At 41.5% G+C, this 26,152-nt stretch carries 18 protein-coding genes; 3 read left to right on the top strand and 15 right to left on the bottom strand.

Going from position 1 to position 26,152, the window contains the following annotated elements; genetic code table 11:
* Window positions 1–80: 80 nt before the first annotated feature.
* The 5 genes from HKX40_RS03405 to HKX40_RS03385 form a co-directional block, all read right to left on the bottom strand.
* Complete coding sequence (locus HKX40_RS03405) at window positions 81–1,487, bottom strand: OmpP1/FadL family transporter (RefSeq protein WP_171588166.1); 1,407 nt, start codon at window positions 1,485–1,487, stop codon at window positions 81–83.
* 421 nt (window positions 1,488–1,908) lie between these two features.
* Window positions 1,909–3,837 carry a 3-hydroxyacyl-CoA dehydrogenase NAD-binding domain-containing protein gene (locus HKX40_RS03400; protein ID WP_171588165.1) on the bottom strand — a complete coding sequence of 643 codons (1,929 nt, stop codon included), beginning with the start codon at window positions 3,835–3,837 and terminating at the stop codon, window positions 1,909–1,911.
* 4 nt (window positions 3,838–3,841) lie between these two features.
* Window positions 3,842–5,131, bottom strand: a complete 1,290-nt coding sequence (locus HKX40_RS03395; protein WP_171588164.1) for an acetyl-CoA C-acetyltransferase — start codon at window positions 5,129–5,131, stop codon at window positions 3,842–3,844.
* An 11-nt stretch (window positions 5,132–5,142) separates the two neighbouring features.
* On the bottom strand, window positions 5,143–7,437 hold the full coding sequence (locus HKX40_RS03390) for an acyl-CoA dehydrogenase (RefSeq protein WP_425500434.1): 2,295 nt from the start codon (window positions 7,435–7,437) through the stop codon (window positions 5,143–5,145).
* Complete coding sequence (locus tag HKX40_RS03385; RefSeq protein ID WP_171588163.1) at window positions 7,397–8,089, bottom strand: TetR/AcrR family transcriptional regulator; 693 nt, start codon at window positions 8,087–8,089, stop codon at window positions 7,397–7,399. The genes HKX40_RS03390 and HKX40_RS03385 overlap by 41 nt, the downstream gene beginning before the upstream one ends.
* Window positions 8,090–8,252: 163 nt before the next feature.
* On the opposite strand from HKX40_RS03385, the gene HKX40_RS03380 reads away from it, so the two are divergent.
* Entirely contained in the window at window positions 8,253–8,582 is a 330-nt protein-coding gene (locus tag HKX40_RS03380) for a DUF2325 domain-containing protein (protein ID WP_171588162.1), read from the top strand.
* 514 nt (window positions 8,583–9,096) lie between these two features.
* Here the strand turns inward: HKX40_RS03380 and HKX40_RS03375 are convergent.
* The 6 genes from HKX40_RS03375 to HKX40_RS03350 all read right to left on the bottom strand — a co-directional run bounded on the left by HKX40_RS03375 (window position 9,097) and on the right by HKX40_RS03350 (window position 17,742).
* Window positions 9,097–11,763, bottom strand: a complete 2,667-nt coding sequence (locus HKX40_RS03375) for a M16 family metallopeptidase (RefSeq protein ID WP_171588161.1) — start codon at window positions 11,761–11,763, stop codon at window positions 9,097–9,099.
* A 52-nt stretch (window positions 11,764–11,815) separates the two neighbouring features.
* A complete protein-coding gene (locus HKX40_RS03370) occupies window positions 11,816–12,238 on the bottom strand; it encodes a DUF1841 family protein (RefSeq protein WP_171588160.1) in 423 nt (140 codons plus the stop codon).
* Window positions 12,239–12,451: 213 nt separating this feature from the next.
* Entirely contained in the window at window positions 12,452–13,684 is a 1,233-nt protein-coding gene (locus HKX40_RS03365; protein WP_171588159.1) for a fimbrial protein, read from the bottom strand.
* Window positions 13,685–13,787: 103 nt separating this feature from the next.
* Complete coding sequence (locus HKX40_RS03360) at window positions 13,788–16,322, bottom strand: fimbria/pilus outer membrane usher protein (RefSeq protein ID WP_171588158.1); 2,535 nt, start codon at window positions 16,320–16,322, stop codon at window positions 13,788–13,790.
* Between the two features lie 96 nt (window positions 16,323–16,418).
* A complete protein-coding gene (locus HKX40_RS03355; protein WP_171588157.1) occupies window positions 16,419–17,138 on the bottom strand; it encodes a fimbria/pilus periplasmic chaperone in 720 nt (239 codons plus the stop codon).
* Window positions 17,139–17,214: 76 nt separating this feature from the next.
* Window positions 17,215–17,742: a fimbrial protein gene (locus HKX40_RS03350; protein ID WP_171588156.1), complete on the bottom strand. Its 528-nt coding sequence runs from the start codon at window positions 17,740–17,742 to the stop codon at window positions 17,215–17,217.
* Between the two features lie 894 nt (window positions 17,743–18,636).
* On the opposite strand from HKX40_RS03350, the gene icd reads away from it, so the two are divergent.
* Both icd and trhO read left to right on the top strand, forming a co-directional pair.
* A complete protein-coding gene (gene icd, locus HKX40_RS03345; protein WP_171588155.1) occupies window positions 18,637–19,917 on the top strand; it encodes an NADP-dependent isocitrate dehydrogenase in 1,281 nt (426 codons plus the stop codon).
* A 218-nt stretch (window positions 19,918–20,135) separates the two neighbouring features.
* Window positions 20,136–21,149 (top strand): oxygen-dependent tRNA uridine(34) hydroxylase TrhO, encoded by a 1,014-nt coding sequence (trhO, locus tag HKX40_RS03340; protein WP_171588154.1) that lies wholly within the window; start codon window positions 20,136–20,138, stop codon window positions 21,147–21,149.
* A gap of 244 nt (window positions 21,150–21,393) precedes the next feature.
* On the opposite strand, the gene dsdA is transcribed toward trhO, so the two are convergent.
* The 4 genes from dsdA to HKX40_RS03320 form a co-directional block, all read right to left on the bottom strand.
* Window positions 21,394–22,749 carry a D-serine ammonia-lyase gene (gene dsdA / locus HKX40_RS03335; protein ID WP_171588153.1) on the bottom strand — a complete coding sequence of 452 codons (1,356 nt, stop codon included), beginning with the start codon at window positions 22,747–22,749 and terminating at the stop codon, window positions 21,394–21,396.
* Between the two features lie 73 nt (window positions 22,750–22,822).
* Window positions 22,823–24,331: a threonine ammonia-lyase, biosynthetic gene (gene ilvA / locus HKX40_RS03330; RefSeq protein ID WP_246233553.1), complete on the bottom strand. Its 1,509-nt coding sequence runs from the start codon at window positions 24,329–24,331 to the stop codon at window positions 22,823–22,825.
* Between the two features lie 58 nt (window positions 24,332–24,389).
* On the bottom strand, window positions 24,390–25,133 hold the full coding sequence (locus tag HKX40_RS03325; RefSeq protein ID WP_343042969.1) for a LamB/YcsF family protein: 744 nt from the start codon (window positions 25,131–25,133) through the stop codon (window positions 24,390–24,392).
* Window positions 25,134–25,136: 3 nt separating this feature from the next.
* Window positions 25,137–26,147 carry a 5-oxoprolinase subunit C family protein gene (locus tag HKX40_RS03320; RefSeq protein WP_171588150.1) on the bottom strand — a complete coding sequence of 337 codons (1,011 nt, stop codon included), beginning with the start codon at window positions 26,145–26,147 and terminating at the stop codon, window positions 25,137–25,139.
* Window positions 26,148–26,152 lie beyond the last annotated feature (5 nt).

Here is a 26,152-nt window from a genome sequence, read left to right as displayed (position 1 = left end):
TAATAGTTCCCCAGTTTTATGAATAGTAAATGTCGGGTAGGACTGTCCCCACCCGACACCTTGACGCTTATTAAGCGTAATTAGAAGAAGCGGTGTGATACTTGGAGACCGAAGATATTCGCATTCGCCTTGTAAGAGCCGCTTAGACGACCATATAAATTGGCTTTACCTTCATTATCATTATGAATTTTAGAACTCTTAGCAAAAAGGTGTGCATATCCTACATCAATAGTTGTAAATTGAGTAGGTTTATATTGAACACCTAGGCTTACCCAATAACGATCGCTATCAGGCAATGAGGCAGGACGGTGTTCTGCATTACGGATAGGCGATTGATCCCAGGCTACCCCCATTTTGAGTTTCCATTTTTCATTTACAGCATAGTTAGCACCTAAAGCAACACGCCAAGTATCTTTGAATTTGAGACTGAGTGATGTTTCGTTGGCAAAACCGCCTCCTACACTATTGATAGTAAGTTTAGGAATGCTACTCCAACCTATCCAAGAAATGTCCCCCATAACCTCCCATTTTTCGTTGATGCGGTGGTAAGCTGAAAGGACTGCCATGTCAGGAAGAGATACGGTAGCTTTGGAGTCTAGGCGTGTAGGTACCTGGATGCCATTAGCTTTTTGAGCTAGAGCCCCTGCTTGTTGCAAGGTTAATGCTCCTGCTTTTACTAGACCCATGATGTAGTTTGTTGCATCTGCTTTAATAGCATTAGCATTAACATCAATGCTTGTATGCCCATCTGCTTTATGCTTAATACGTGAACGGTAAGAAAGACCGATGCGAGTATCTACAGATGGATGGAACATAATACCTACATTCCAACCGTAGGCTGTATTCTTGATTTTGGTGCTAGAACCAGAGTCAAAATAAGCTCCAGGTACTGATGCTAATCCGGCAATATTGCGTTTGTCGTAGGTTGCTTCAATGCGTTGGATATTTAAACCTGCACCCACACTCCAGCTATCATTAATTTTGAAGGCTATTGCGGGATTAATATTGATGGTCTTAATATCAAATGATTGAGAGTGATAACGACCTATCCAGTCAGGATCATATTCTGTTTTAAGACCAAAAGGTGCACTAATACCTAAACCTAAGCCTATACGGTCAGTAGGCTTGTAGCTGATGTAGAAATTGGGCACAATGCCAGTACTACCTGCATCACCACCATTACCATTAAGAGCTGTTTTAGATTGACCAAAACCTCTTGGGGCTCTGGAGTTGCCGTCATCCTTAAATTTAAAGCTAGGACGCACGAAATTAACGCCAGTCGAAATTTGTAATCCCTCTAATTGCGTCAAAGCAGCAGGGTTGAAATACATGGCACTAGGATTTTCAATGCTAGTAGCAGAACCAGCAAATGCATTACCTAAACCTGAGGCATTTTGCTCTAAAAGATTAAAACCAGAGCCATGTGCTAGACCAGCGCAGCCTATTAAACCTAGGCAAGCGGTTAATGTACGTAAACGAAAATTCATAGTTATAGTCTCCTAAGAAAAGCAGTATTTTAAACGCAGTTTGATTTATTTGCGCGCTTTTTAGTGAATTTTGTTCAAGTTTCAACTATTTTTTCATATTCGATAATCAGCAATACTACTAAGTGTTGTATGTGAGCCACGTTTTATGCCCATTTCTCTGATGAGATTTTGTACTGTGCAGTTATCTACTCGTAATGCTGTTTCTCGCTGTTATACCACCCATCATCATTTAAAAAAGAGATGTTTTTGTAGTAATGGAGTATGTTTGAATTCTCTTTGAACAATGCCTAGCCAAAAGGGTGAAGAGCGAGAAAAAGGAGAGCAAAAAGCCCTCCTTTTTACTTGCTGTTAGAACTCTCTGATATTTCATGAGCAATATAGTCTGTAGTGACCATAATGTGTCAAGAAGTTCTATACCAAATTACACAGAAATAGATTGCTTATAGTGCAATGGACCTCCGCGGAATGGTGCAAAACCAGTACCAAAAATCATGCCTGCATCAACTAAATCTGCATCCTCAATAATACCCTTATCAAGTTGCTCTTGTGCCTTGGCAATGAATGGTGTGATAAGACGTTTAGCCAAATTCTCTGGAATATCCTTATCACTATATTGACTAGCACGGCGATCTTTCCAGACATAGAAACCTTCACCAGATTTCTTACCAAATTTCTTTTGATCTACTAAACGCTTCAAGCATTCAGGTACTGAATTACCCTCACCAGCTAGTTGAGAACCTGCAGCAATGGCAATATCCAAGCCTACTGTATCTGCTAACTCAATTGGTCCCATCGGCATACCGAATTTCAACATTGCAGTATCAATTACATCAGGAGCAATACCCTCGTCGACACAGCGCATTGCCTCAAGCATATAGGGAACAAGAACAGCATTCACTAAGAATCCCGGAGTATCCTTGACCAATAGAGGGAGTTTACCAATACGGCCTACAAAGGCGCATGCCTGATTAATCACTTCTTCCTCAATACCATCAGCAGTAATAACTTCAACTAACGGCATTTTTGATACAGGATTAAAGAAATGTACCCCTACAAAACGCTCTGGATGAGTTAGAGTAGTACGCAATGCCTCTAATGATAAACTAGACGTATTAGTTGCCAAGATTGCCCCTGGTTTCATGCGAGGCTCAACTTGTTTATAAAGAGCTTGTTTGGCATCTAGGTTTTCAAAAATGGCCTCAATAATAATATCCGCATCATCAATCCCATTGCCTTGTGGGTCAGGGATAAAATTATCTCGAGCAGCTTGGGCGGTGAGGCGGTCTTTACGAGCGAATAGGGATGCTGCTTGTTTCAATGCACCTGCAATACGCCCATAGTCTGTATCTTGTACAGTGACTTTTAATCCTTGTAGTGCGCACCAAGTAGCAATACCACCACCCATCACGCCAGCTCCAATCACATGGACATGCTTAATTGCTTTAGCATCTCCTTTTTTGCCATAGGCTTTAAGACGATCTTGCAAGTGGAATACACGGATAAGGTTTTTTGTGGTGTCAGACTGCAATAAGTGTTGGATAATTGATAAATCTGCAAGACCATTACCGTTGTGTTTTTCCCAAATATCAATAATTGCCATTGGAGCAGGATAATGCCCCATAGGATCTTTTTTCTTAACTTGTTTGCGTGCACTATTGGCAACAATTTTTTTCAGTGGACCTGTGTTGAGCCATTTGCCTAATCCTTTGGCATGGCGGGTAGGTTTGCCAGATAATACATAGTCTTGTGCTGTCTTAAGTGCTACACGAGGAGCGACAACTAAGTCTACCAGGCCATACGACTTTGCCCGACGAGCATCTAAGCTGCGACCTGTGAGCATCATATCCATAGCCTTTTGTGCTCCAATTAGGGCAGGTAGGCGTTTGACACCTCCCCAGCCAGGATAAATGCCCAGCATCACTTCAGGCAAACCTAAGCTAGGTTTAGGGCTATCGACAAGCACTCGATAGCGGCAAGCTAATGCTAGCTCTAAACCTCCACCCAAGCAGGCACCATGAATGAGGGCTAAGGTAGGATAGCGAACGGAGGCTAAACGCTCGAATAAATGCCAACCACGTTCAATTAATGTTTTACCTGCACTAGGGTCTTTTTCAAAAGCACTAAATTCATTAACATCAGCACCAGCGATAAAACCATTGCTTTTGCCCGAGCGGATAATCAAGCCAGCCGGACGGTGGCTATCTAGATAATCAAGTGCCTGAGCCAATTCAGCAGTCACTTCACTGGCTAATGCATTCATCGAACGGTCAGGACAATCAATTACTAAATGAGCGATATTTCTATCATCGCGAAGTAATGTCCAGTTCTTAAGCGTTAATTCGTTAGTCATGTGATTACTCCTCGATAAGTTCTACTAATACAGCACCGCCTTGGCCACCACCAATACAAATACTTGCTATGCCACGCTTGAGATTACGCTGTTTGAGGGCATGCACAAGATGTAAGACAATACGTGCACCGGAAGCCCCTACAGGGTGTCCAATGGCAATGGCACCACCATCTACATTTAACTTCTCTTGGTCTAACTCCCCAAAGGCAGGACGACCAAAATGAGTTTGACAATATTCTTCATCGTTAAAAGCTCGCAAGCAAGCTAGCGTTTGTGCCGCAAAAGCCTCGTTGATTTCCCACAAGTCAATATCGTCTAAGCCAAATTGATGTCTCTCTAAAATAGGTGCCGTTGCATGTACAGGACCTAATCCCATTTCACTAGGATCTAATGCTGCCCATTGGGTATCTACAATCTTTGCTATAGGTTTTAATCCCCATTTTGTGACGGCTTCTTCACTTGCTAAAATTAGTACTGCTGCACCATCAGTGACTTGAGAACTATTGCCTGCAGTGATGTTGCCAGAAGGTCTGTCAAATACAGGTTTAAGTTTGGCTAGCTTTTCAACCGTAGAGTCATCACGAACACCATCATCATCTTGGTAAAGATTGCCTTTAGCATCAATCATAGGGACGAGTTCTGCAACAAAGCCTTTGTTATTTTTTGCTCTGATAGTGCGGTCATGGCTACGAGCACTATATTCATCCATCTCTTGGCGAGTAATAGAAAATTTATATGCCAAATTCTCGGCGGTCTGCCCCATAGAAATACCTACAACAGGGTCGGTTAACCCTTTTAGTAAACCAATAACAGGGGATAGGTAGCTGAGTTTAAATTGTTTGAATGCACTGAGTTTTTGACCTAAAGATTTGGCACTATTAAAACGCGCCAACCAATCTACTGCTTTTTCAGAAAAGAGTAATGGTGCACGAGAAAGAGCGTCTGTTCCAACAGCAAGGACTAATTCTGAACGCCCACTTTGGATATTAGCGATAGCAGAGTCTATGGCTTGCATTCCAGAAGCGCAGTTACGCATGACAGTCCAAGCAGGAACCTTATGACCAGTGCCTACACGAAGCCCTACTACACGGCCGATATTGGTTTCGTCAGGAGTAGGTGCTGCACATCCCACAATAACTTCTGATAAGTCAGATGCTTTGAATGGTTGGCGTAACATCACGGCTTGTGCTGCTTGTACAGCCATATCAGCAGCAGAGAACGGACCACGTCCTCCTTTCATTTTCAGGAATGGTGTACGAGCACCATCTACAATATAAACAGGTTTAAATGACATGGTGTCTCCTTTTATGAGTTAACTTGCATAAAGGCACGAGGGTCACGTAAGTCGCGAGGGAAATCATCGACATGGATAACTTTATCGCGCAAACGGTTGCGTTCTTTAATGAGTTCATATTCTTCTTGTGATATGCGCCCATGTTCAAATGCCGCTTCATAAATATCGCGGACATTGACATTGGTATTACCTTTGAAGAAGCCGTTTTTCTCATCGCGACGCATACGTGCATCAAGATGTTCACAATCAATGGTCGCCACCAGTGCTTTTTCAATAGCAGTGACGGGCTCATCAGGATTTTCAGGAATATAACAATTTGCAGTCACTCGGTCACGAGTGGGGCAAGGTTTGATGATTTTCTCAACAATCTTACGGTCTTGATAATCTCCTGGTTTCTTAAATACACGTCCCCACATAAAACCAATTAGCCGCAATGTTGTGCCGATAAATCGATTGGGCATATTGGCATAGATGGAGAATAAAGCCTCTTGAGCAAGATAAAGTTGCTCTTGTACCGCTTTGCGTACCATTGGTAAATCTTCTCGCTGGCGCCCTTGATCTTCGTAGAGTTTTAATGTTGCCGTGGCTAGGTACATATGTGATAAAACGTCACCTAGTCGGGCAGAAATTTTTTCACGACGTTTTAAACTGCCACCGTAAATTGCCATCGCCATGTCTGCCATGAGTGCAAAATTACTTGAGAGGCGATTAATGTACTTATAGTAAATGCGAGTTTCTGGAGCAACATCTGCTTTGACTGAAGTCCAGGTAGAACCAATAAGACTGGAGAGTAAAGTACGTCCCATATTTTTAAAGACATGACCTATATGTCCCCAGAGTGCCTCATCAAACATATCTAGTGCAAAGTCTTTGTTTTTTTCTTGGGTTGCTTGAATCTCGCGTAGTACATATGGATGACAACGAATAGCCCCCTGGCCAAAGATGATTAAACTACGTGTGAGAATGTTTGCTCCTTCGACGGTAATACCGACAGGTATTTGTTGATAACCTCGTCCAAGAAAGTTAGAAGGACCTAAGCAGATACCTTTGCCACCAATGACATCCATACCATCGTTGACAATCTTGCGAGCTGTCTCTGTTACATGATATTTTGCTATACCAGAAAGAATAGCAGGTTTTTCGCCTAAATCAACAGCACCTGCAGTCATGATGCGAGTGGCATTAATCATATAAGTATTGGCTGCCATGCGAGAAAGTACCTCTTCGACTCCTTCAAAACGCGCTACACTCATATTGAATTGTTTACGGATACGTGCATAGGCGCCAACAGTGCGCATAGCTAGTTGAGATATGCCGACATTTGATGAGGGAAGCGAAATAGAACGGCCTGCTGCCAAACACTCCATGAGCATTCGCCAGCCTTTACCTACCATATCCACACCACCGATAACAAAATCCATAGGGATAAAGACATCTTTACCGCGGGTAGGACCATTCATAAAAGCAGTGTTGAGAGGAAAATGGCGGCGACCAATTTCCACACCTGGATGGTCATGAGGTACTAAGGCACAAGTGATGCCTACATCATGTTTATCACCCAATAAACCATCTGGGTCATAGAGATGGAATGCCAAACCGAGAATGGTGCAAATAGGAGCTAGTGTAATATAGCGTTTGTTCCATGAGACACGAATGCCGAGAACTTCTTTACCGTTCCACTCTCCTTTACATACGATACCCGTATCAGGGATAGCCGCAGCATCAGAGCCAGCCCAAGGGCTAGTTAGAGCAAAAGCGGGAATTTCTAAACCATCTGCTAGACGTGGTAAATAATAGTCTTTTTGTTCTTTAGTACCATAATGTGCAAGTAACTCGCCAGGCCCAAGAGAGTTTGGTACCATAACTGATACAGCAAGTGCTGAACTGCGCGTAGACAGCTGTGTCATGACCTCAGAGTGAGCAAATGCGGAGAAGCCTAAGCCACCATACTCTTTAGGGATAATCATGCCAAGGAATTTATTTTTCTTGATATAGTCCCAAGTCTCTGGCGTAAGGTCATAATCCTGAGTGGTGATTTTCCAATCATCCACCATGGCGCAGACTTTTTTGACATGTGTATTGATAAACTCTTGCTCTTCTGCGGTGAGGGTAGGTTTTGGAATATTGATAAACTTATTCCAATCAGGCTTACCACTAAACAAATCAGCATCCCACCATACAGTACCTGCCTCAATAGCATCTTTTTCGGTGGATGACATAGAAGGCATGACCGCCGAGAATTTTTTCAATAAATCACGGCTGATTTTATACTTGCGAAAGTTTTTCAAATTCTGGTAAAGGCGCACGGAGTCCTCCTAATATAAAACTCAATAAACGAGGCTTAAGTTTATGGTCGTAGTGATCATATAACTTGGCCGAATTAACAGGGTTATGCTCAGTAACCTCTAATAATGCTTTAATGCCAGAAATGGCATATGAGGTAGCTCCCAACATAAATTGGAAGCGCCAAATAATTTCTTCTTCAGGAACATCAGGCATGGCTTTAAAAAATGCTTGTTTGTAGCGCTCAAACACAAGAGCATTTTCCTTGGCCACAATAGCACTAATAAAGCTACTAGGATTGACCATAGTCTGCTCCAGTAAGCGTAGGAAAATCCCTCCGTCATGCTGCTCGTCACCAGCATGAGCAAGTAGAGAACCGAAAAAGGCGTTTACTAGGGCTGAAGGTTTAATTGGCTTGCCATTTGCTTGTAATTCTAGTTCATCTAGTAGACGTAGCCGTTCTGCATTAATTGCACCAAGGCGACGTTTCATGACTGCGATGATTAATTCATCTTTACTGCCAAAGTGGTAATTTACGGCGGCTAGATTGACATTGGCTGCATGTGTAATATCACGCATGGAAGCCCCTTCTGGTCCTTTTTCAACAAAAAGACGCTCGGCTACATCAAGGATGTTTTTCTTGGTAATGTCAGATTTCCGTAGCTTATTAGTCATAGTGATGGATAAATCAAAAAGATTATTAAACGAACGTTTGTTTAAATTATATAGAGTTCATTTTACAACGCAAATAGTGGATTTCCCCAATGATAGAAAAAATTTATTGAAATGATAATAATTCTCATTTAGAATATCATTATTGTTAAATATGGAGACTGCTATGGAATTAGCAATGAACGCTGTTGTAGTAGGTGCAGACCGTTTAGGTAATCTACCAGACGTATTAAAAGCACACAATATTAAGATTAACAAGCATATCACCGGGCGTGATCCTGCTCATCAGAAAAAAAATCTGTCTTTACCCAGTGGAACACAGTTATTGATTTTATTAACGGACTTTCTTGGTCACAATGTAATGAAATCATTTCGTTCGGCAGCAGAGAAGCAAAATATTCCTATCGTTGCTTGTAAGCGTTCCGTGTGTAGTATGCAGCAGGCATTAGAACAATGCCCCCATGTATGTGCACAATGTCCAAACCGTAAGAGGTAGTTTGGTAAAGTCGCATATCGGTGTGTCGCTATAAAAAGTACACCACGATGGTGCCTAAAATAAGTTTTGAGTAATGGGTTTGACCAATAAGACAAATACTTTTAGATTGACAGAAGGGAAATCAATATGCGTGTATTACATAATGTGCTAATGGCAATACTTGGGCTGGTAGTACTTTGGTCTTTAGTTGGTGTTTCGATAAAACAGATAGGAGAGGAAACCCATTACTCGTTTTTTATTAAATCAGAACCTACTTGGCAGCTGTTCCATAAATAGTATCCAATAATAACGGTGCCAGATTGTTCAGTATGTGTTTTTATAGGTGCACGGAGGGGTAGGAGACGCTTGCACTGAAAGATTCTTATAAACCTCCGTAAATGGAAAGTACAAGGAGTGCTTTTCGGGTTTGTTGTGCCCTAGCTGTAATGGCTAGGGCTTTTTTTAGAGTATATGATGGAGAGTAACTGAGTTCATTGGCACTTTGTAGGTATTTATATTGCGACTCTTTGCAATACTACAGACTATCTGCAAATGCCTTACTCATTTTGCTAAAGTTTAAGTACTTCTTAGCTGCCGCATTCACTTGTTCAAGTGTTAGTGATTTAAAACTCTCTTCCATGCGTTTATGCCAAGTGAAGTCACGCCCACTTTCCAAGTATCTTAGCCAAGTTGCACTTAGGGCACTATCTTGAGAGCGAGAGAGGGCGCGTAGGTTGATGACAGCTTGAATCCCCTTATTCAACTCTTCCTGAGTAAAACCAGATTGCTGAACGGAGTTAATTGTATCTGCAAGGGTTTTCTTGATGGCCTCACGGTTAGAGGGAGAATAAATTGCTTGAATAGTCCATTCAGCAGATGGCTCAAAAGAAGAGGCATTTATGTGACTAGTTATACTATAAGATAGCCCTTTGTCTGCACGAATAGATTGAAAAAGACGTGATGCTTCACTTCCCCCGAGCAAATAGTTCGCCATAACTAAAGCCGGATAGTCTGGATGGGTGTTTTGGATTGGAAGTAATAATTTTCCCAAGAACACTCCATTAGGCTTGTTGGGTGTATGTAAAATAAATTCTTTACTAGGATAGTCTTCGTAAGGGTCAGCAATATAATGGTACTCAGGTGCTTTTTTCCATGAGCTTATTCTGTCACTCAATATATCAAGCACTGTCTGTGGTTCAAACCGTCCGACCACTGCAATATCAATATTCCCTGCGCCGAAGTTTTGACGGTTAAATTCAATTAAATGCTTTCGTGTAATCGCATCAAGTGCTGCAAGATGTTCTTCTGGTGTTAATACGTAGCGAAAATCATCTGCAGGAAATGAGCTCAAATAACGATTTAAAGCTTGGGCAGCCTTGGCACCAGGTTCTTCACTATTTGTTTTAATAGCACGTCTCACCTGCGCAACAAAATTTTGAAACTCTTCTTCAGGATAATTGGCCTCATGGATTATGTCCAAACTCAATGCCAGTAAATCAGCTAGATAATCTTGTGTGGTGGAGAGTGTCACAACAAGCTGGTTAGCACTGATATGGTAACTAAGAGTTCCATTAAGGGCATCAATTTTGTCTTGAATATCTTGTTGTGAGAGAGAGGTCGTTCCACTCATCATTAAGCTAGCTGCAAAACTAGACAGTGTTGCTTGATGAGCAAGTTTCTCTAACTGCGAAAATTTGATGCGGTAATTAGCAAAGACACGGTTGCCCCGTGTAGGTTTGGGGAGTAAGGCATAATGAATAATGCCATTGTCCAAGGTCAGTGAACCATGTAAGGTATGTGCCTGAATATTATCGGCGGACGTGTCAAAAGCGGCGACAGATTGACTTATTGCATTGCCTTGGTAATTGGCTAATAAAGCTGTTAAATCTGGAGGAGTTGTGGCAGGGGCTAGCACCACTTTCTCTGTAGGAATATATTGCCCTGTGCTTCGATTGGTTGGGATAAAGTACTTCTCAGCAGTAGATTGTACTTGTGCTAGGGTCAATGATTTTACATAGTCACGTTCTAAGAAAAATAAACGCCAATCACCTGCAGCGATTGCTTCACTAAGTCCTATACTCAATAACTCTGTATTTGCATAGAGTTTTTCCCATTGATTAAGCCAATAAGTCCGGGAGCGTTTTAACTCTTCTTCACTAAAAGGGTGGGTAGCAAGGTTTTCAACTAATTGATTGAGTGCTTGTTGTGCAGCATCTATATCCTCATTTTTGCTTAATTGTGCACCAAATAATGCCAAGCCTCCTTGGTAGTGTGCATCAGTGGAGCCAAAAGTATTAGTTGCCAATTTTTGTTCTTGTACCAAGTGACGGTAAATGGTTCCAGAAGGATGGTCGCTCAGCATATTTACTGCCATATCAAGTGCCACAAAATCACGGCTGGCAGCACTAGGAATATGGTAGACGTTAGCAATAAAGGGCTGTCCTGTAGTCTGTCTTAAAGTAATGAAACGTTCGCCATCTTGTACGGGTTCAAGTGTGTCAGGTATTTGCAGTACTCGAGTAGGTTTAGCGATAGGGGAAAAAATACTATCAACAAGTTGTAGTGTTTTTGCTTCATCAAACTGTCCTGCAATAATGAGAGTGGCATTGTCAGGTTGGTAGTATTGATGATAAAAAGCAAGTAACTCACTTGCTCGCATATTTTTAAGATTATCGGGGGCCCCAATAATTGCCATGCCAGAATTATTCCACTGATAGGAAGTGGCTTTGAGACGCTCATAGAGGACCTGCATAGGGTCATTTTGTGAACGCTCTCGCTCATTTAATACAATGTCAATTTCCTTTTTTAGGTCGGCATCGGCAATAGTGATATTTTGCATTACGTCTGCTTGCCAGCGTAGGTACCATTCTAAAGTCTCATCACTTGCAGAAAAAATAGCATAGTAGTTTGTTCTATCCTGATTAGTACTTCCATTGGCGCTCAAACCTTTTTGAGAAAATTGTTGTAATGCATCCGGATATTGAGCTGTTCCACGAAAGACCAAATGCTCAAGCAAGTGTGCCATGCCTGTACGACCATATTGTTCATAGCGAGAGCCTACACGGTAAGTCATATTAACAGCCATACTGGGTTTGGAGGCATCAGGAATCAAAAGAATTTGAAGACCATTTTCAAGCTGGTATTCAGTGATACCCTCTATAGTTTGAATTTTAGTGATGGCAAGGCTCGTTGTTGACAACATAGATAGAATGAAAAGTAAAAAGAGTTTAAACATGGTAACTGACGAGAGCTAGCTAGGAAAGCCGTTTTTTCAGTAAATCAATATAGAGATCATTATTCAGCGGAGTTCCAAGTCGCTGAGATTCCCAAATAACCTGACCCAAGCACTCCATAATCTCATGCATCGCTTCGTGTGGATTACGGCGTGCGGAAAGCTGTTCGAAAATGGCTTTAATCCCTGGTGGGCTATCAATGGATACTTGTTCTTCAATTGCAAGATGCATGGAAAGATGCAAGAAAGGGTTGACTTGACCTCCACCAACCGTGAAATCCATCTGCTTGGCTTCTTCTGATGATAACAAGGCTTGGTATTCAGGATGCTCCAAAATCCATTTAAGTGCGATGGATTCAATCGGGGTGAGAACCGCTTTTTGTTGATGTTTTTGCCATGTATTCATAAAGAATTCACGCACTTGGTCTCGAGTAGGGTTAAACATAAGGATAATAGCTGGAAAATAAATACGAATCTTCTATTATAGAGTATTGCAAAGAAATGAGTTGAGTGACAACGTTGTTTTTTAATCAGATAAACCTCAACACAGGTAAGCAGAAACATATTGTCGTTTGTTAGCGGTATAAAAAATGGGTATTTCATTCAAACCAAAAGGAATGCTGAAACACCCATATTTCATGGTAGGGGAATTTAAAATTTATTGATAGGAGAAAGTGAATGTGGCTTTCCCTATCACTGTACCAGGGGTGACGGTTGCTCCTTGGGATGGGTCTTTGGCATAAAATACGCGAAAAGTTTTGGAGGCAGATCCTGGGCGCATGGTGAACGGTTGAAGATTCCAATTTCCTTTACGCGTTTCTTCGGCCCCCAAAACATACTCCATTTGTGTAGCTTGACCATTGCTTTTCATGGGGTGACTTCCTCCAGGAAAACCATATATCAATGTGCCAGTAGGGGTATAGTGGACAGATTGAGGTGAGCCTTCTGGATAGATTCTAAAGCCTACCCCTTTTGCTGTCCCTGTGTTTGTGAGAATATCGCTTGAATTATTGTTATTGTTAACATCAGCAAAGGTGACATATACCTCTTTGACATCATTTATCCATAATGTGTCCTTATCATCATTTAATGCACCGCAATTTTCTACATCGAGTGTGAAGGTAGCAGAAACTAAGGAATTTCCTTGTTCATCAAATTGATTAGCGGTTTGAGGCGGTAAATTAACTACTTTATCTAATGGTTTAGAACCTGTATAGACTTTATCTGGAGTAAAAGAACCTGGTGTAAAACAATAACTGACATAAGCTGTATTCGTATACCAGTTCGTCAAATTTTCTGTGCTAATATGCGACTTTTTGTAGCTTGTTCCAAGAATGCTTAACAAGCCAGCAATATTCAATGAAGCAGAAGACAGTTGATTATCTCCTGCAACAGGAATTAAATCAAATTCAAAGCTGGGTGCTATCCATTTGTCTGGTGTGATGCTCGCTAACCGTAATTGCACGGCGGTTACGCTGACAGTGGCAGAGATTGTCTGTTCTCCAGCACTAACGATAGGATTTAAACCAATGATGTTGTCGCTAGCTTGGGCTCCATTTATATTGATAATAAAACCGATATTAGGACTAGCAGTGTCAACATAAACATCACCATAGTCACTTGTTTGTAGCTGATATTTGCTAGGTACACTCAGTGCCCAGCCTACTTGTGTAAAATGCTGTTTAGTTAGAAGGCTGATGTCGGTAAATGTATAACTGACAGTCTGCGGAATGGTTTTGATGCTTCTATTCTCTCGTGTCATGCGAAGATAATATAGACTACCATAGTCAACTTGTCTCTCATACTTTAAGGTAGTCGTTGTTTGTCCCAAACCAAGAGGTAAAGTAATATTAATCAGTGCCGCTTGGGCTGAAGAGGTTATGCCTAGCACGACACAACATATAAGTGAGGTAAACCGTACTGCATCACTAAGTTTTGTTAGTATAGGTATTAGGGGGGAGGGCATTGTTAGTTCCTTTCTTTATTCGATACGTTTATTTACTCACGGATGCGTCGCATTGCACTGGCACAATCATAGGTCTACTACTGTCTTCTTGTTCAGGTAGGGTATAGTTAAATGTGCATTGTTTATCACCCCATGACATAGAGAGTCGTCCTTTGTCTGCTGCTGCTCTGGTATAAATACGTCCTCCTTGAGCAACAATACCCATGGCATTTCCTTGGTCATCAAAGACTTCTGTGCCTATAGGTGGCAATACATCAGTCCCTGTAATTTCAAAGAACACCACACTGCCGACTTTGGTTTCAAAATCTACTAAAACAGATTGGTTAGCTCGTGGAATAACTTCTTGATTGGTTGCAGACAACTCCACTTTATCATCAATATTGGAAGTATCTATACCTACATAATTCACTGCATAAGGTTCTAGGTAAGGTACGATACCATTACCAAAGTAGTCGATGGTATTGTTTACTCCGCCATTGATTTTGGCACCTTGAGCCCCCTTGGCATGGACGATGGCAAAAGTATCGCCTATATCATTAGCAAGGGTAATACCTTTGGCGTGAGCCACCACTGCCCCAGACACATTAAATGACATTTGTTGATTGGTGCTTGAGCCCCATGTATCACGATAATTGCCATGACTCCATGTGGCACCGATACGGGCAATGGAGCTCGTGTAGTTAGCATGCACCCCAAAGTTTGTGCTATGACGTTGTTTGCCTGCATAAGCTCCGTAGCTAAATTGATTATTTTCTCCTAAAGTGTGTGAGAAGGAGGTGTTGCTAGCAAAACCCTCCTCTCGTGTGTGGTTGAGGGTTTGCGATAATTGCATATGGTTGTCTTTGCCTAAAGGGATTGATAAGCTTAAATATACGCCAGTATTTTTCTCTCCCCAGTTGTTTTTGGATTGAGAAAAGGAGATAGAGTAGTTGATTGATTTATAGCTATTGCTATACCCAATTTGGTATTGGTTTTGTTTTTCTTTGGTATCCCAATACGCATAGGTAGAACCACTGGCATAGAGGTAGCCCCAATCATCTTTTAGACGTTGACTGATATAGACTTGGAATTGGTTTTTGGGTCGAAGACCGATGGGTGTTATGAGTCCATAATGCCTTACATACTCGTCATACACAGGGTAGCCTTCGTTAGCATAGATAACATCCGTCACACCATAATAGTTTCGCGAAGAGTAGCGATAGGCAGCCAAGGTCACATTGGTATCGGTTTTTTCGATACGGGTATTGTAGTTTATCGACAAACTATACCCCTTGTAGGTGTTCCTGTTAATTTTTGCATGAGAGAAAGTGGCGTTACTGGCAAATGCTCCTATAGGTGTATTAAACGATACACCGGCAAGCTCCGAATGGTAGTTTTTAGCGAAAGTCGCACCCAAATTCAGAGTAATATCATTGGTCAATCCATACTGTAAGGTAGCCTGAGCCACTTTAGTATTGTACAGTTTGGACATATCACGGTAACGCCCTACTGAAAGGCTATATTTTGCAAAGCCAGGGCGAACAAGTTGAGCGGTAGAGGTAAAAGGTATGCTAAAAGTACGTTTTTCACCATTGGCTTCTTGAACTTCCACCTCTAAATCGCCACCATAGCCTGTAGGGTATAAGTCATCAATTTCAAAGGGACCTGCTGGCACGGTAACTTCGCGTAATATCACCCCCTTTTGGCGTATAGTCACGCGAGCATTACTATTGGCCACACCGCGTATGGTAGGGGCATAGCCACGTAGTGAGGGTGCTAGCATGCGATCATCCGATGCTAATTGCACTCCACGCAAAGAGAGGCTGTCCATTAAAGTACCGCTGGTATAAAAATCCCCCAGTTTTAATTGAGCACGCAAGGCTGGAATATCATGCTGTGCATAGGTGGAAATATTTTGATATTTGGTATTAAAGCCCGGAATCCAAGTTTTGTTACCTCGATGGCGAATCGACCAGCCAAAGAGATTTACCCCAGCATCGATACTGAGGTAAGATTGATGTGAATCATACTTATCGTATTTATAGCGATAATGAGAAGCATCGTAGCGCACAAAAGCAGTAGTATTGCCAAATTGCCAGCGTGATGGTGAGATATAATCCCGTGGACGTTGCGTAATCAAGGCCTGAGGTATTTCAATATCTAGGCGTAAATCGGTCATATTGAAAGAGGTCTTAGCTTGAGGAATGAGTGTAGTGAGAAATGTACAAGCAGAGTCGGTTGATGTGTCTTTGTTTACCACTTCCTCTCGTAAATCCATCGCACTGATAAGAGTATCGGTCGCACAAAGCCCAGTGGTATTTTGATGTGGTATTTCTGCAAAAACGGTGTTTAGACGACCAATAGGGTTGTTGTTTAAATATACATCGACGATATACTCGCCAGCAGGAGTGGCATTACCATGGCTAAAACGGCTAACATCAATCTTTTCAGCGGCTGCATTGCCTTTTAAAAAGGCAGCGTCAAACTCTGCATATTCTTCTGCATATAGAGGTTGACTGAAAAGGTTTAACACCATAATACAGACGGCATTGAGGGTAAACTGGTTGCGTGAGTGGGTATTCATGCGTTTTGAGGCTAGCGTAGAGATGAGACTCTTTATGGCAAGGAGGTGGCTCACTTTCCTATGGGTTGATTATTAGGATAAAAAGAACAATTTGCTTTAAGGTAATGGACTAGAGCCTGTTTGTTTGCCACCGAAGTCGTTGATAATCGCCCATTTGATAGAGCCAGAGCGGATGGCATTGCTTGGTAATGGGAAACTTGCTTCGCTCATCGGTGCGACCATATCGGGTTGATTAACCTCGACTTTTTGTGAACCCTGCTCGAGCGTAATTTGGCTGTAAGTGATGTAGTAGGGGCTCGGGTTATGTACTACTAGCAAGGGCTTACCTGCGCTGGTATCTACACGCCAAGTGACTTTATCATAAGCCTCGTGTACAGGATAAGGAAGTCCAGTAGGGCGGAAAAATAATTTTAGGCGACTGCGAATGGCAATCTGCAAGTAATTCTGGTTGCCACCTTTGGTCTTGGGTTTAGGTGGAACATCTAATACATTGAAGTAGAAGATGCTTTCTTTATCAGTGGGTAATGCTTCACCAGTATAGGTAATGCGTAATGATTGACCTCTTTTCGACTCTACCCTTGTGACAGGAGGGGTAATAACAAAAGGGGTTTTAATTTGATCGGGAGAGGCGTTTAAATCGCCGTTATCAATCCAACTCTGCACCAATGCGGGGGTATCACTTTCATTGGTCAGTTGTACGGTCACATTTTTTTGATTAGCAGGATAAACAACACGGGTGCCAAGAATAATCACATTGGCATAGCTAGCTGATGATATACCAAGGCTACAAGCAATCCATAATAACTTTTTCCACATGATGATATTCGCTTTGGGTTGTAAGAGGGGGGTGACCTAAAGGTCACCCGATAAGATAACAAGCTATCGTAGAGGATTATTGATAAACAATTGTGTAATCCGCAGTTGCGTTCACACTACCAGAGGTTGCCACACCAGTGGCATGATAGCGTGCGTAGTAAGTTAATGTGGCTTTCTGATCTACAACAGTAGTGGATTGAACTGATGTGTTTGCATCATTCACTTTGATAGGGGTGAGACCGTCTTGGTCTAGCAGCTCGATGGCAACGTTTGTTGCATTGCCAGTAGTTGCTTGGTTATTGAGTAAACCATTAGCGTCTACTTGAGTGCTATTGCCTGCGAAAATGGCTTTAACGGTCTTGTCTGCTGGACAACCAGTTAACTCAATTTTGAAAGCTTGTGTGCCCGCTGTAGCACCAGAGGCTGCTAAGCTTGATGCACCTACTGGTAGTAAGGTGACAGTGATGTCTTTAGTACCATTATTGATAGTACATGTTGACCCGACTACTGTACCATTGACAGTTAAAAGACCATCAGAGGCTAAAGCAGTTTGAGAAAGTGCGGCACCTGCTGCGATTAAGCTTGAAAGAAGAATTTTCTTCATAATAGATTTCCCTTGGAAGTTAAGTTGAAAAACTTTTTGTTGTCACCATTGAATGAAGTGCAATTCCATTAGGTGAAAAAACAGCTTTCAGGTGATGAGAATTGTTATTCAAAGAATGATTTCTTGAAAATTCTAAGGTGTAGCGGAGATTTTTGATTATATGTTGTAGTTATAAAATATAGAACTTTTTGTTATTTGTGTTTTTGATTTTTGTTTTAATTTGGGACAATGGAAAAAAAGATTACAACATTTTCAGTTGATTAAGTGCTATTTGATAATGAGAATGTATATAAATAACTGCACCTAAATGGGGCTTTATAGGTGTCATTAATAATTAATCGTTGTATTTTAAATACGATTGTTTTGTTGTTTTTTGGGGAGTAATTTCAGATAAAAATTGTTTTTTTATGAAAAATATTTGTAATTTAAAGGTGGTTTTGATGGTTTTGATGGATTCTTGGTGAGGTTGTATCCCTAACGGCATATTTCTGGGGTTAAAAATAGTAATTGACAAATATATTTTTTATGAGCATGGCTTTTTGTAATCAAAAAGGTGAATACACAAACCAGAGTACCAAGAGTTTAATGGCATTTTTCCACTTGTTTAAGTAAAAAAGATGGTGTACTTCTCATATGCTTGAGTAATGTGGGATGTTGGTAGCAAAATTGGGTGCAGAGAAGATGATATGAGCAGATTTAGAGAAACTCTTGAGTGATAAGCAGTAAAAAAAGAAACTGAAGTCTTCTGTGTTAGAATTAAAACAACTTTGCGCCTATATTGATGCACTTTACACAAGAGAAAGTCATACTTAATTGTCAGTCTTTCTTGAAATATATACCTAGGTGATATTACAGGCACTAGACAGATTTCAATGTTATTTTCATGGGGTTATTATGTCTTACCAACATATAAAAGTGCCATCGGGTGGTTCTGCCATTACGGTGAATGCAGATCAGACACTCAATGTGCCACTACAGCCTATTATTCCTTTTATTGAAGGGGATGGCGTAGGGGTTGATGTGACACCAGTCATGATTAAGGTCGTCGATGCAGCAGTTGAGCGTGCTTATGGTGGCGAGCGTAAAATTCATTGGATGGAAATTTATGCAGGAGCTAAATCAACTCGGGTCTACGGAGAAGGGAGTTATTTACCTGATGAGACCATCGATGCGTTAAAAGACTATGTTGTTTCCATCAAGGGACCTCTCAATACACCTGTAGGTGGAGGTATTCGTTCTTTGAGTGTGGCTATGCGTCAAACATTGGATTTATATGTTTGCTTGCGTCCTATTCGTCACTTCAAAGGAGTTCCTTCACCATTACGTCATCCAGAGCGCACAGATGTGGTGATTTTCCGTGAAAACTCTGAAGATATTTACGCCGGGATTGAGTTTGAAGCAGGTAGTGAACAAGCTGCTAAATTGATTGAGTTTCTATCCAAAGAATTAGGGGTCAACAAAGTACGGTTTCCCAAGACCTCAGGTATTGGTATTAAACCTGTTTCTCAAGAGGGCACAGAGCGTCTTGTGCGTCAAGCAATTCAATATGCTATTGACCATGATAAACCTAGTGTGACACTTGTCCACAAAGGTAATATCATGAAGTTTACCGAAGGCGGTTTCCGTGATTGGGGATATGCTTTAGCACGTCGCGAGTTTGGTGCAGAGCTCATTGATAACGGTCCTTGGTGTCGTATGCGTAATCCTAAAACTGGACGCGATATTATTATCAAAGATGCTATTGCGGATGCCTTTATGCAACAAGCTTTGTTGCGCCCTATGGATTTTTCAGTAATTGCTACCATGAACCTAAATGGTGACTATATCTCTGATGCACTTGCTGCACAAGTGGGTGGTATTGGTATTGCTCCAAGTGCTAACTTGTCTGAGTCTATGGCAATTTTTGAGGCAACTCATGGTACAGCCCCTCGTTATGCTGGTAAAGACTATGTAAATCCAGGATCATTAATTTTGTCTGCTGAGATGATGTTGCGTCATATTGGTTGGTCAGAGGCAGCAGATTTAATTATCGCTTCTATGGAAAAAGCGATTTTATCCAAGAAAGTGACCTATGACTTTGCTCGTCTTATGGAAGGGGCAGCACAAGTAAGTTGTTCTGGTTTTGGTGATGTGATGATTAATCAGATGGACAAAATCATTGCTGATAAAGCATAGGTGTGATGCAGTCGGTTTATGACGGCGGTGTTAATTATATGCTCACTGCCTTCATAAATAAGGTATTAAATGGCGGTGTTATTGGAAAAGAATACTTTAAGATAGTAGAAAGATTCACTTCGTTGAAGAGGAGCTTCTACTGCTGTAAACAGCGTCCTATATGTTGCAAAAGCGTACAGTTTTCCCAAGTGGTTTAGAATTTAGATGGGGTGAGAAATATGTCTCATTTTACAATTGCTGCTTTATATAAGTTTGTAGATTTACCAGATTATGTTGAGTTACAAGCACCTATTCAAAAGGTGGCGGACGAAAATAATATTAAGGGTATTCTCTTACTAGCACGAGAAGGTATTAATGGAACTATTGCAGGGACACGAGAAGGCATTGATAAAATGTTGGCTTACTTGCGTAGCGACCCACGCTTGGCGGACTTGGTGCATAAAGAGTCAACCTCTGAAAACAAAGCACCATTTAATCGTATGCGCGTGCGACTTAAAAAAGAAATCGTCACTATGGGACAGCCTAATGTTAATGCACATAATGCAGGTATTTATGTTAAACCAGAGGATTGGAACGCATTGATTTCGGACCCAGATGTGGTGGTTGTTGATACTCGTAATGATTATGAGGTGGATATTGGTACGTTTAAACGGGCCATTAATCCTCACACAGAGAGCTTTAGGCAGTTTCCTGATTGGGTTCAACAACAGTCTAAACCAGGGGGACTGTTGGATAAGCAGAGAACAAAGAAAGTTGCGATGTTTTGTACAGGAGGTATTCGCTGTGAGAAATCTACTGCTTATATGAAGGCACAAGGCTTTGATGAGGTATACCATTTAGAGGGGGGTATTTTGAAATACCTAGAAACTATTCCAGAGGACAAAAGCCTTTGGGAAGGGCAGTGTTATGTCTTTGATGATCGTGTTTCTGTAGGACATCAGTTAGTCCCTGGTACCTATACACAATGTCGAGCCTGCCGTCATCCTTTGAGTGAGAAAGATAGACAATCACCACATTATGTCCGTGGTGAAAGTTGTCCTTATTGCTATGATAAGTTGACAGAAGCTCAGCGTAATCGTTTTCGTGAACGCCAAAAACAAGTGGATTTAGCTCAAGCTCGAGAGGAAACCCATTTGGGAGCTAATATGCGTGAGCAAATTCAGCATCGTCGACGGGAGAAGGCGGAGGAAAAAGCTCGTTTACGAGAACTCAACCGTTTACATCAACAGTAGCCTAGGGAAAACCCATGCTAGGGAAACACCTAGGTGTAATTTGTGAAGTTATGGTGCATAATGAGAACCATGCAGTGAAGGAGACAATCTGCATATATAGCAGATAAATTATATAGAGTAGTACTGGTGATTCTAAGGAATCCGCTAACAAAGATAAAAAGCAAAGCCCGCCGGTTTGGCGGGCTTTTGCATGTGAGTTTGCTGTATATCCATATTTCTTGAAAAGGAAACTTTAAAAGTTTGTTTAGCCTATCCAACGGTTAGATAATTGTTGGTATTTCTTGCCAGTTTCTAGATATGCTTGACGTATATCATTAGGAACCATTCCCCCTCCTGTTGCCCAGACAATATGAGTACTGTGCTTGAGAACACTAGCAGAGGCTTTAATCTGCTTTAGATAATCAATATTAGAAAGGGTGTGAATAACTGCTCTAAAGCCTGCACATGCTGATGGCTCTAAAAAGATATTTTCTTGTTGATAAAGGTGTGTCAATAAATGAAAAAGACTAGCATCACTTACAGTACAATATCCATCAGCTAGTGATGGCATGAGTTGGGAGGCAAAACTTGATGAGCGATTGCACGCTAAACTATCTGCTACAGTGTGATTGTCCAGTCCTATATCTTGTACGGTGATAGAGTCATATAGCCCGGTATATGTTCCTAGAAACATAGATGGACTATGTGTAGGCTCTATAAGAATGCAGTGTACATTATCCCCAAATATCGTTTTTAACCCAGAAATAATTCCACCTGATGAGATGCCCATACCACAAGGAAGATAAACAAATAAAGGATGGGATTTATCAATACGAATATTGTGCTCTTTCAGTTGTTTTTGAAGTCGCAATGCTGCTGTAGCATATCCTAAAAATAGGTTGTTCGACTGTTGGCTATCAATGATGTGGTGGTATTGGTTAGGTTTTCCTGTCATTGTTGCAGTGTGGTCTTTGTTGTGTTCAATGATTTTTACCCCCAATTCACGCAGTTTATCTTTTTTCCACGGTTTTGCATTGGATGGCATATGTGCGATAACATTAAAGCCCAAAGCACGGCCAATGATGCCTACCGCAATACCTAGATTTCCTGTGGAAGCCACTTCGATTGTATATTGAGAGAAGAATTTGAAGAATGTACGGGAGGAAAAGACGGAGTAGTCATCAGTAGACTTGAGCAGATTTGCCCATAAGGCAAGTTTCTCCGCATATACCAATACCTCATAGAGACCACCACGGGCTTTTATAGAGCCAAAAATGGGAAAGGCGTTATCTTGCTTTAACCATAACTTGCCTTCAATTGGTAAGCGATAATGCTGTGAAAGATAGGTTTGGAAAGTGGGCAGTAAAGTAAGCGGAGACTCAAGAAGACCTTCTGTTGGGGTGGTATCAGGAAAAAGGGTTTGAAGCAGGGGAGCAAATCGAACTAATCGCAGGTGAACGTCTTTGATTTGTTTTAGTGTGATGCCTGTCTGTTCGATTACCGTTTTGCTGGGTTTAATCTTATGATTAAACCAGCAAAATTCCTTGGCTGTTTGTAATTCTTTAACAAGAGGAAACCTAAGTGAGAGTATTTCCACGCAGGCACGAGTGACAGGGTCCATGATTAAGCTCCTCTGATAAGATAAAGCAGCTAAGGTGGTAGATTATGTTTCATTTTTCAAAGAATAACAGAAATTATAAAAATAACCTATAGGCAGGATTGTCACTTTCATTCACATAGGGGTATCCCAATTCATCAAGGAAAACTTTGAGAGCTTTTTTATCTGATGGAGGGACCTGCATACCCACAAGTACATGACCAAAGTCGCCTCCCATATTACGGTAATGAAAGAGGCTGATATTCCACTCAGGACTCATGGAGTCAAGAAAGCGCATCAATGCACCAGGACGTTCAGGAAATTCAAATCGGAATAATACTTCATGCTCTGCCAGTGCCGACTTACCGCCAACCATATAACGTAAGTGCGTTTTGGCTAAATCGTTATTGGTGAGATTGATAACAGTAAACTTACGCTTCTCGATAAGATTTTGAATTTTCTCAGCATCAGATGGGTGGCTTGTCTGAATCCCTACAAATACATGAGCGACTTGAGTATCTGAAATACGGTAATTAAATTCGGTGACACTACGGTTACCCACTGCCGCACATAATTGTTTGAAGCTACCGCGTCTTTCAGGCATAGTGACAGAAAATAAAGCCTCCTTATGCTCCCCAACTTCTGCTCGTTCTGCCACAAAGCGTAAACGATCAAAGTTCATATTTGCACCAGAAGTAACAGCCACAAGGGTTTTATTTTTCCATTGGTGTTTCTGTGCATATTTTTTAGCACCAGCAACAGATAAGGCTCCTGCTGGCTCCAAGATATTACGGGTATCTTGGAAAACATCACGTAGTGCAGCACAAATTTCATCGGTGTTGACCGTAATGTAGTCATCCACTAGGGCTTTACAAATTTTAAAAGTCTCAACACCTACTTGTTTTACTGCTGTTCCATCGGAGAATAGACCTACATCATTAAGGTTAACACGACGATTGGCTTGTACACTCTTAATCATAGCGCAGGAGTCTTCTGTTTGTACCCCGATAACTTTAATCGAGGGGTCAAGTGCTTTTACATAAGCAGCAACCCCTGCAATTAACCCTCCACCACCAATAGCACAGAAAATGGCATCAGGTTTTTGAGGGGCTTGTCGGAGAATCTCCATGGCAATTGTACCCTGACCAGCAATCACATATGGATCATCAAAAGGGTGTACAAAAGTGAGTTTTTCTTTTTTTTCAAGCTCTAATGCATGGGCATATGCATCAGAGTAGCTGGTTCCTGCTAATACCACTTCACCGCCCAGGCGACGTACAGCATCAACTTTGACTTGAGGGGTAGAGGTAGGCATAACAATGACAGCCCGACAACCAAGTTTTTTAGCGGAAAAAGCTACTCCTTGGGCATGGTTGCCAGCAGATGCAGCAATAACTCCGCGGTCTAATTCTTTGCGAGAAAGGTGAGCCATTTTGTTATAGGCACCGCGAATCTTAAAGCTAAATACCTGCTGTTTATCTTCTCGTTTAAGGTAAATCTGGTTATCAATACGAGCTGATAGGAGTTTAGAAAAATCAAGAGGGGTTTCTTTGGCGACTTCGTAAACTTTCGCTGTGAGAATGCGTTTGAGATATTTTTCTTTCATAATATTTGGTGCATTAATGGCAAAATCTGTCTTAATAAGTAGTGATGTAAAACGGTTATTATAAACCTTCTTTTTGTAGCGCAGTATGGATGCCTTGAGCAAATACCAAAGCATTCGCTTGATCTCCATGAATGCATAAAGTATCTGCTTGGATGGGGATAACTTTACCTGAAGTAGTGACAACACAGCCTTCTTTTACCATGCTCAGGACTTGCTGAATGGCTTTGTCAATATCAGTAATCATAGCGTTAGGTTGGTTACGTGGGGTCAGTAATCCATTGTCTTGATATGTGCGGTCAGCGAAAACCTCTTGTTTGACGCATAATCCCATCTGAGTTGCAACTTGGGCTGAGAGGCTATTAGCAAGTGCATATAAGACAAGAGAGCCATCCACATCAAGGACGGCTTGAGCAATTGCTTTGGCAAGAGCCTCGTTATTAGCAGCCATATTGTAAAGGGATCCATGTGGTTTGACGTGGTGAAGTTTACTCCCTTGGCTTTTAGCGACAGCAGCCAATGCTCCAATTTGTACAACAACAAGATCATAGGCCTGCTCTGGAGTGATAGGAATATTACGTCTTCCAAACCCTGCTAAATCATTTAACCCAGGGTGGGCACCAATTTTTACACCATGCTGAATGGCAAGAGCAACAGTTTTACGCATTATGTGTGCATCCCCTGCATGAAAACCACAGGCGATATTAGCGGATTGAATATAGGGCATAATTTGTTCGTCATGCCCCATCTTCCAGGCACCAAAGCTCTCTCCCATATCGCAGTTTAAGTCAATTGTCATAGCAATCCTTTAAAAATATACAAAATTTGTTTTTAATAAGTTTATCGTATCATGCAGTTGCTGTTGCAGCTCTTGGAAATGATTTGTGCGTTTAGCCTGAATGTGTTGGGCTTCTTCTAAGGAGATAAGGCTAAAATTAAGGGTTTGACCAGGCAGTAACTGTGCTAAGTATCCTAAATCCGCCGAGATAACATTGGCAATTTTGGGGTATCCTCCTGTACTTTGACGGTCTGCCATGAGGATAATCGGCAGTCCATCAGGAGGAACTTGTATGGTTCCAAATGCTGTTGGTTCTGAGAGTATCTGTTGAGGCTTCTCTAAAGAGAGTGATACTCCCTGCAAACGGTAGCCCATGCGATTAGATTGGTGACTGATTTTATATTCTGTGTCTAAGAACATATGCTGTGTTGTGGGATTAAACAGTGAAAAATGAGTACCTTTTGTGACACGCAAATGGTTTTTAGGGCGAATACCTAGACCAGAGCTTAAATAGATGCGTTGGGATTGTAGATGCTGTTTTAGGGTTAATAAGTGGCGCGAACGAAAACGCCCATTAAAGGGGATAGTATCGTCTTTCTTTAGTGCTTGTCCTTTAATGCCTCCCAGGTGTGATTGAAGGTCAGTGCTTGTGCTTCCTAAAACAGGAGGTGTATTAAGTCCTGCATGAATGGCAAGGTAAGCCCGTGCACCAGAATTATTGGGGCTAGCTTTAAAAGAGAGTGTCTGGCCTGTAGTAATAATGTATGCACGGTTATTGTGGATAGGCTCATCATCTATATATGGCGACAAAAAAGCACCACAGATGGCAATGCAGGCATTGCTCTCAAATCGCAGGGTGGGTCCTGTTAGGGTTATTTCTAGGCTTGGTAGGATACATGGGTTACCTACCAAGATATTGGCCAAGCGTAATGCATTGCTATCCATGGCTCCAGTGACTGGAACTCCTAGTTGTTGGTAGCCCCAACGTCCACTATCTTGAATAGTTGTTAGCATGCCTGGTTTAATCACAGTAATACTCATAGGAA

Origin of the sequence: Pelistega europaea, assembly GCF_013133775.1 — a bacterium.
GTDB lineage: Bacteria > Pseudomonadota > Gammaproteobacteria > Burkholderiales > Burkholderiaceae_B > Taylorella > Taylorella europaea.
The sequence above is the reverse complement of the archived record's forward strand: the minus strand, read 5'-3'. Positions and strand labels throughout refer to the sequence as shown.

Bases quoted from the DNA above. Each gene is read 5' to 3' on its own strand.
- HKX40_RS03405 (WP_171588166.1), bottom strand. From the start codon at position 1,487: ATGAATTTTCGTTTACGTACATTAACCGCTTGCCTAGGTTTAATAGGC.
- HKX40_RS03400 (WP_171588165.1), bottom strand. From the start codon at position 3,837: ATGACTAACGAATTAACGCTTAAGAACTGGACATTACTTCGCGATGAT.
- HKX40_RS03395 (WP_171588164.1), bottom strand. From the start codon at position 5,131: ATGTCATTTAAACCTGTTTATATTGTAGATGGTGCTCGTACACCATTC.
- HKX40_RS03385 (WP_171588163.1), bottom strand. From the start codon at position 8,089: ATGACTAATAAGCTACGGAAATCTGACATTACCAAGAAAAACATCCTT.
- HKX40_RS03380 (WP_171588162.1), top strand. From the start codon at position 8,253: ATGGAATTAGCAATGAACGCTGTTGTAGTAGGTGCAGACCGTTTAGGT.
- HKX40_RS03375 (WP_171588161.1), bottom strand. From the start codon at position 11,763: ATGTTGTCAACAACGAGCCTTGCCATCACTAAAATTCAAACTATAGAG.
- HKX40_RS03370 (WP_171588160.1), bottom strand. From the start codon at position 12,238: ATGTTTAACCCTACTCGAGACCAAGTGCGTGAATTCTTTATGAATACA.
- HKX40_RS03360 (WP_171588158.1), bottom strand. From the start codon at position 16,322: ATGAATACCCACTCACGCAACCAGTTTACCCTCAATGCCGTCTGTATT.
- HKX40_RS03355 (WP_171588157.1), bottom strand. From the start codon at position 17,138: ATGTGGAAAAAGTTATTATGGATTGCTTGTAGCCTTGGTATATCATCA.
- HKX40_RS03350 (WP_171588156.1), bottom strand. From the start codon at position 17,742: ATGAAGAAAATTCTTCTTTCAAGCTTAATCGCAGCAGGTGCCGCACTT.
- icd (WP_171588155.1), top strand. From the start codon at position 18,637: ATGTCTTACCAACATATAAAAGTGCCATCGGGTGGTTCTGCCATTACG.
- trhO (WP_171588154.1), top strand. From the start codon at position 20,136: ATGTCTCATTTTACAATTGCTGCTTTATATAAGTTTGTAGATTTACCA.
- dsdA (WP_171588153.1), bottom strand. From the start codon at position 22,749: ATGGACCCTGTCACTCGTGCCTGCGTGGAAATACTCTCACTTAGGTTT.
- ilvA (WP_246233553.1), bottom strand. From the start codon at position 24,331: ATGAAAGAAAAATATCTCAAACGCATTCTCACAGCGAAAGTTTACGAA.
- HKX40_RS03320 (WP_171588150.1), bottom strand. From the start codon at position 26,147: ATGAGTATTACTGTGATTAAACCAGGCATGCTAACAACTATTCAAGAT.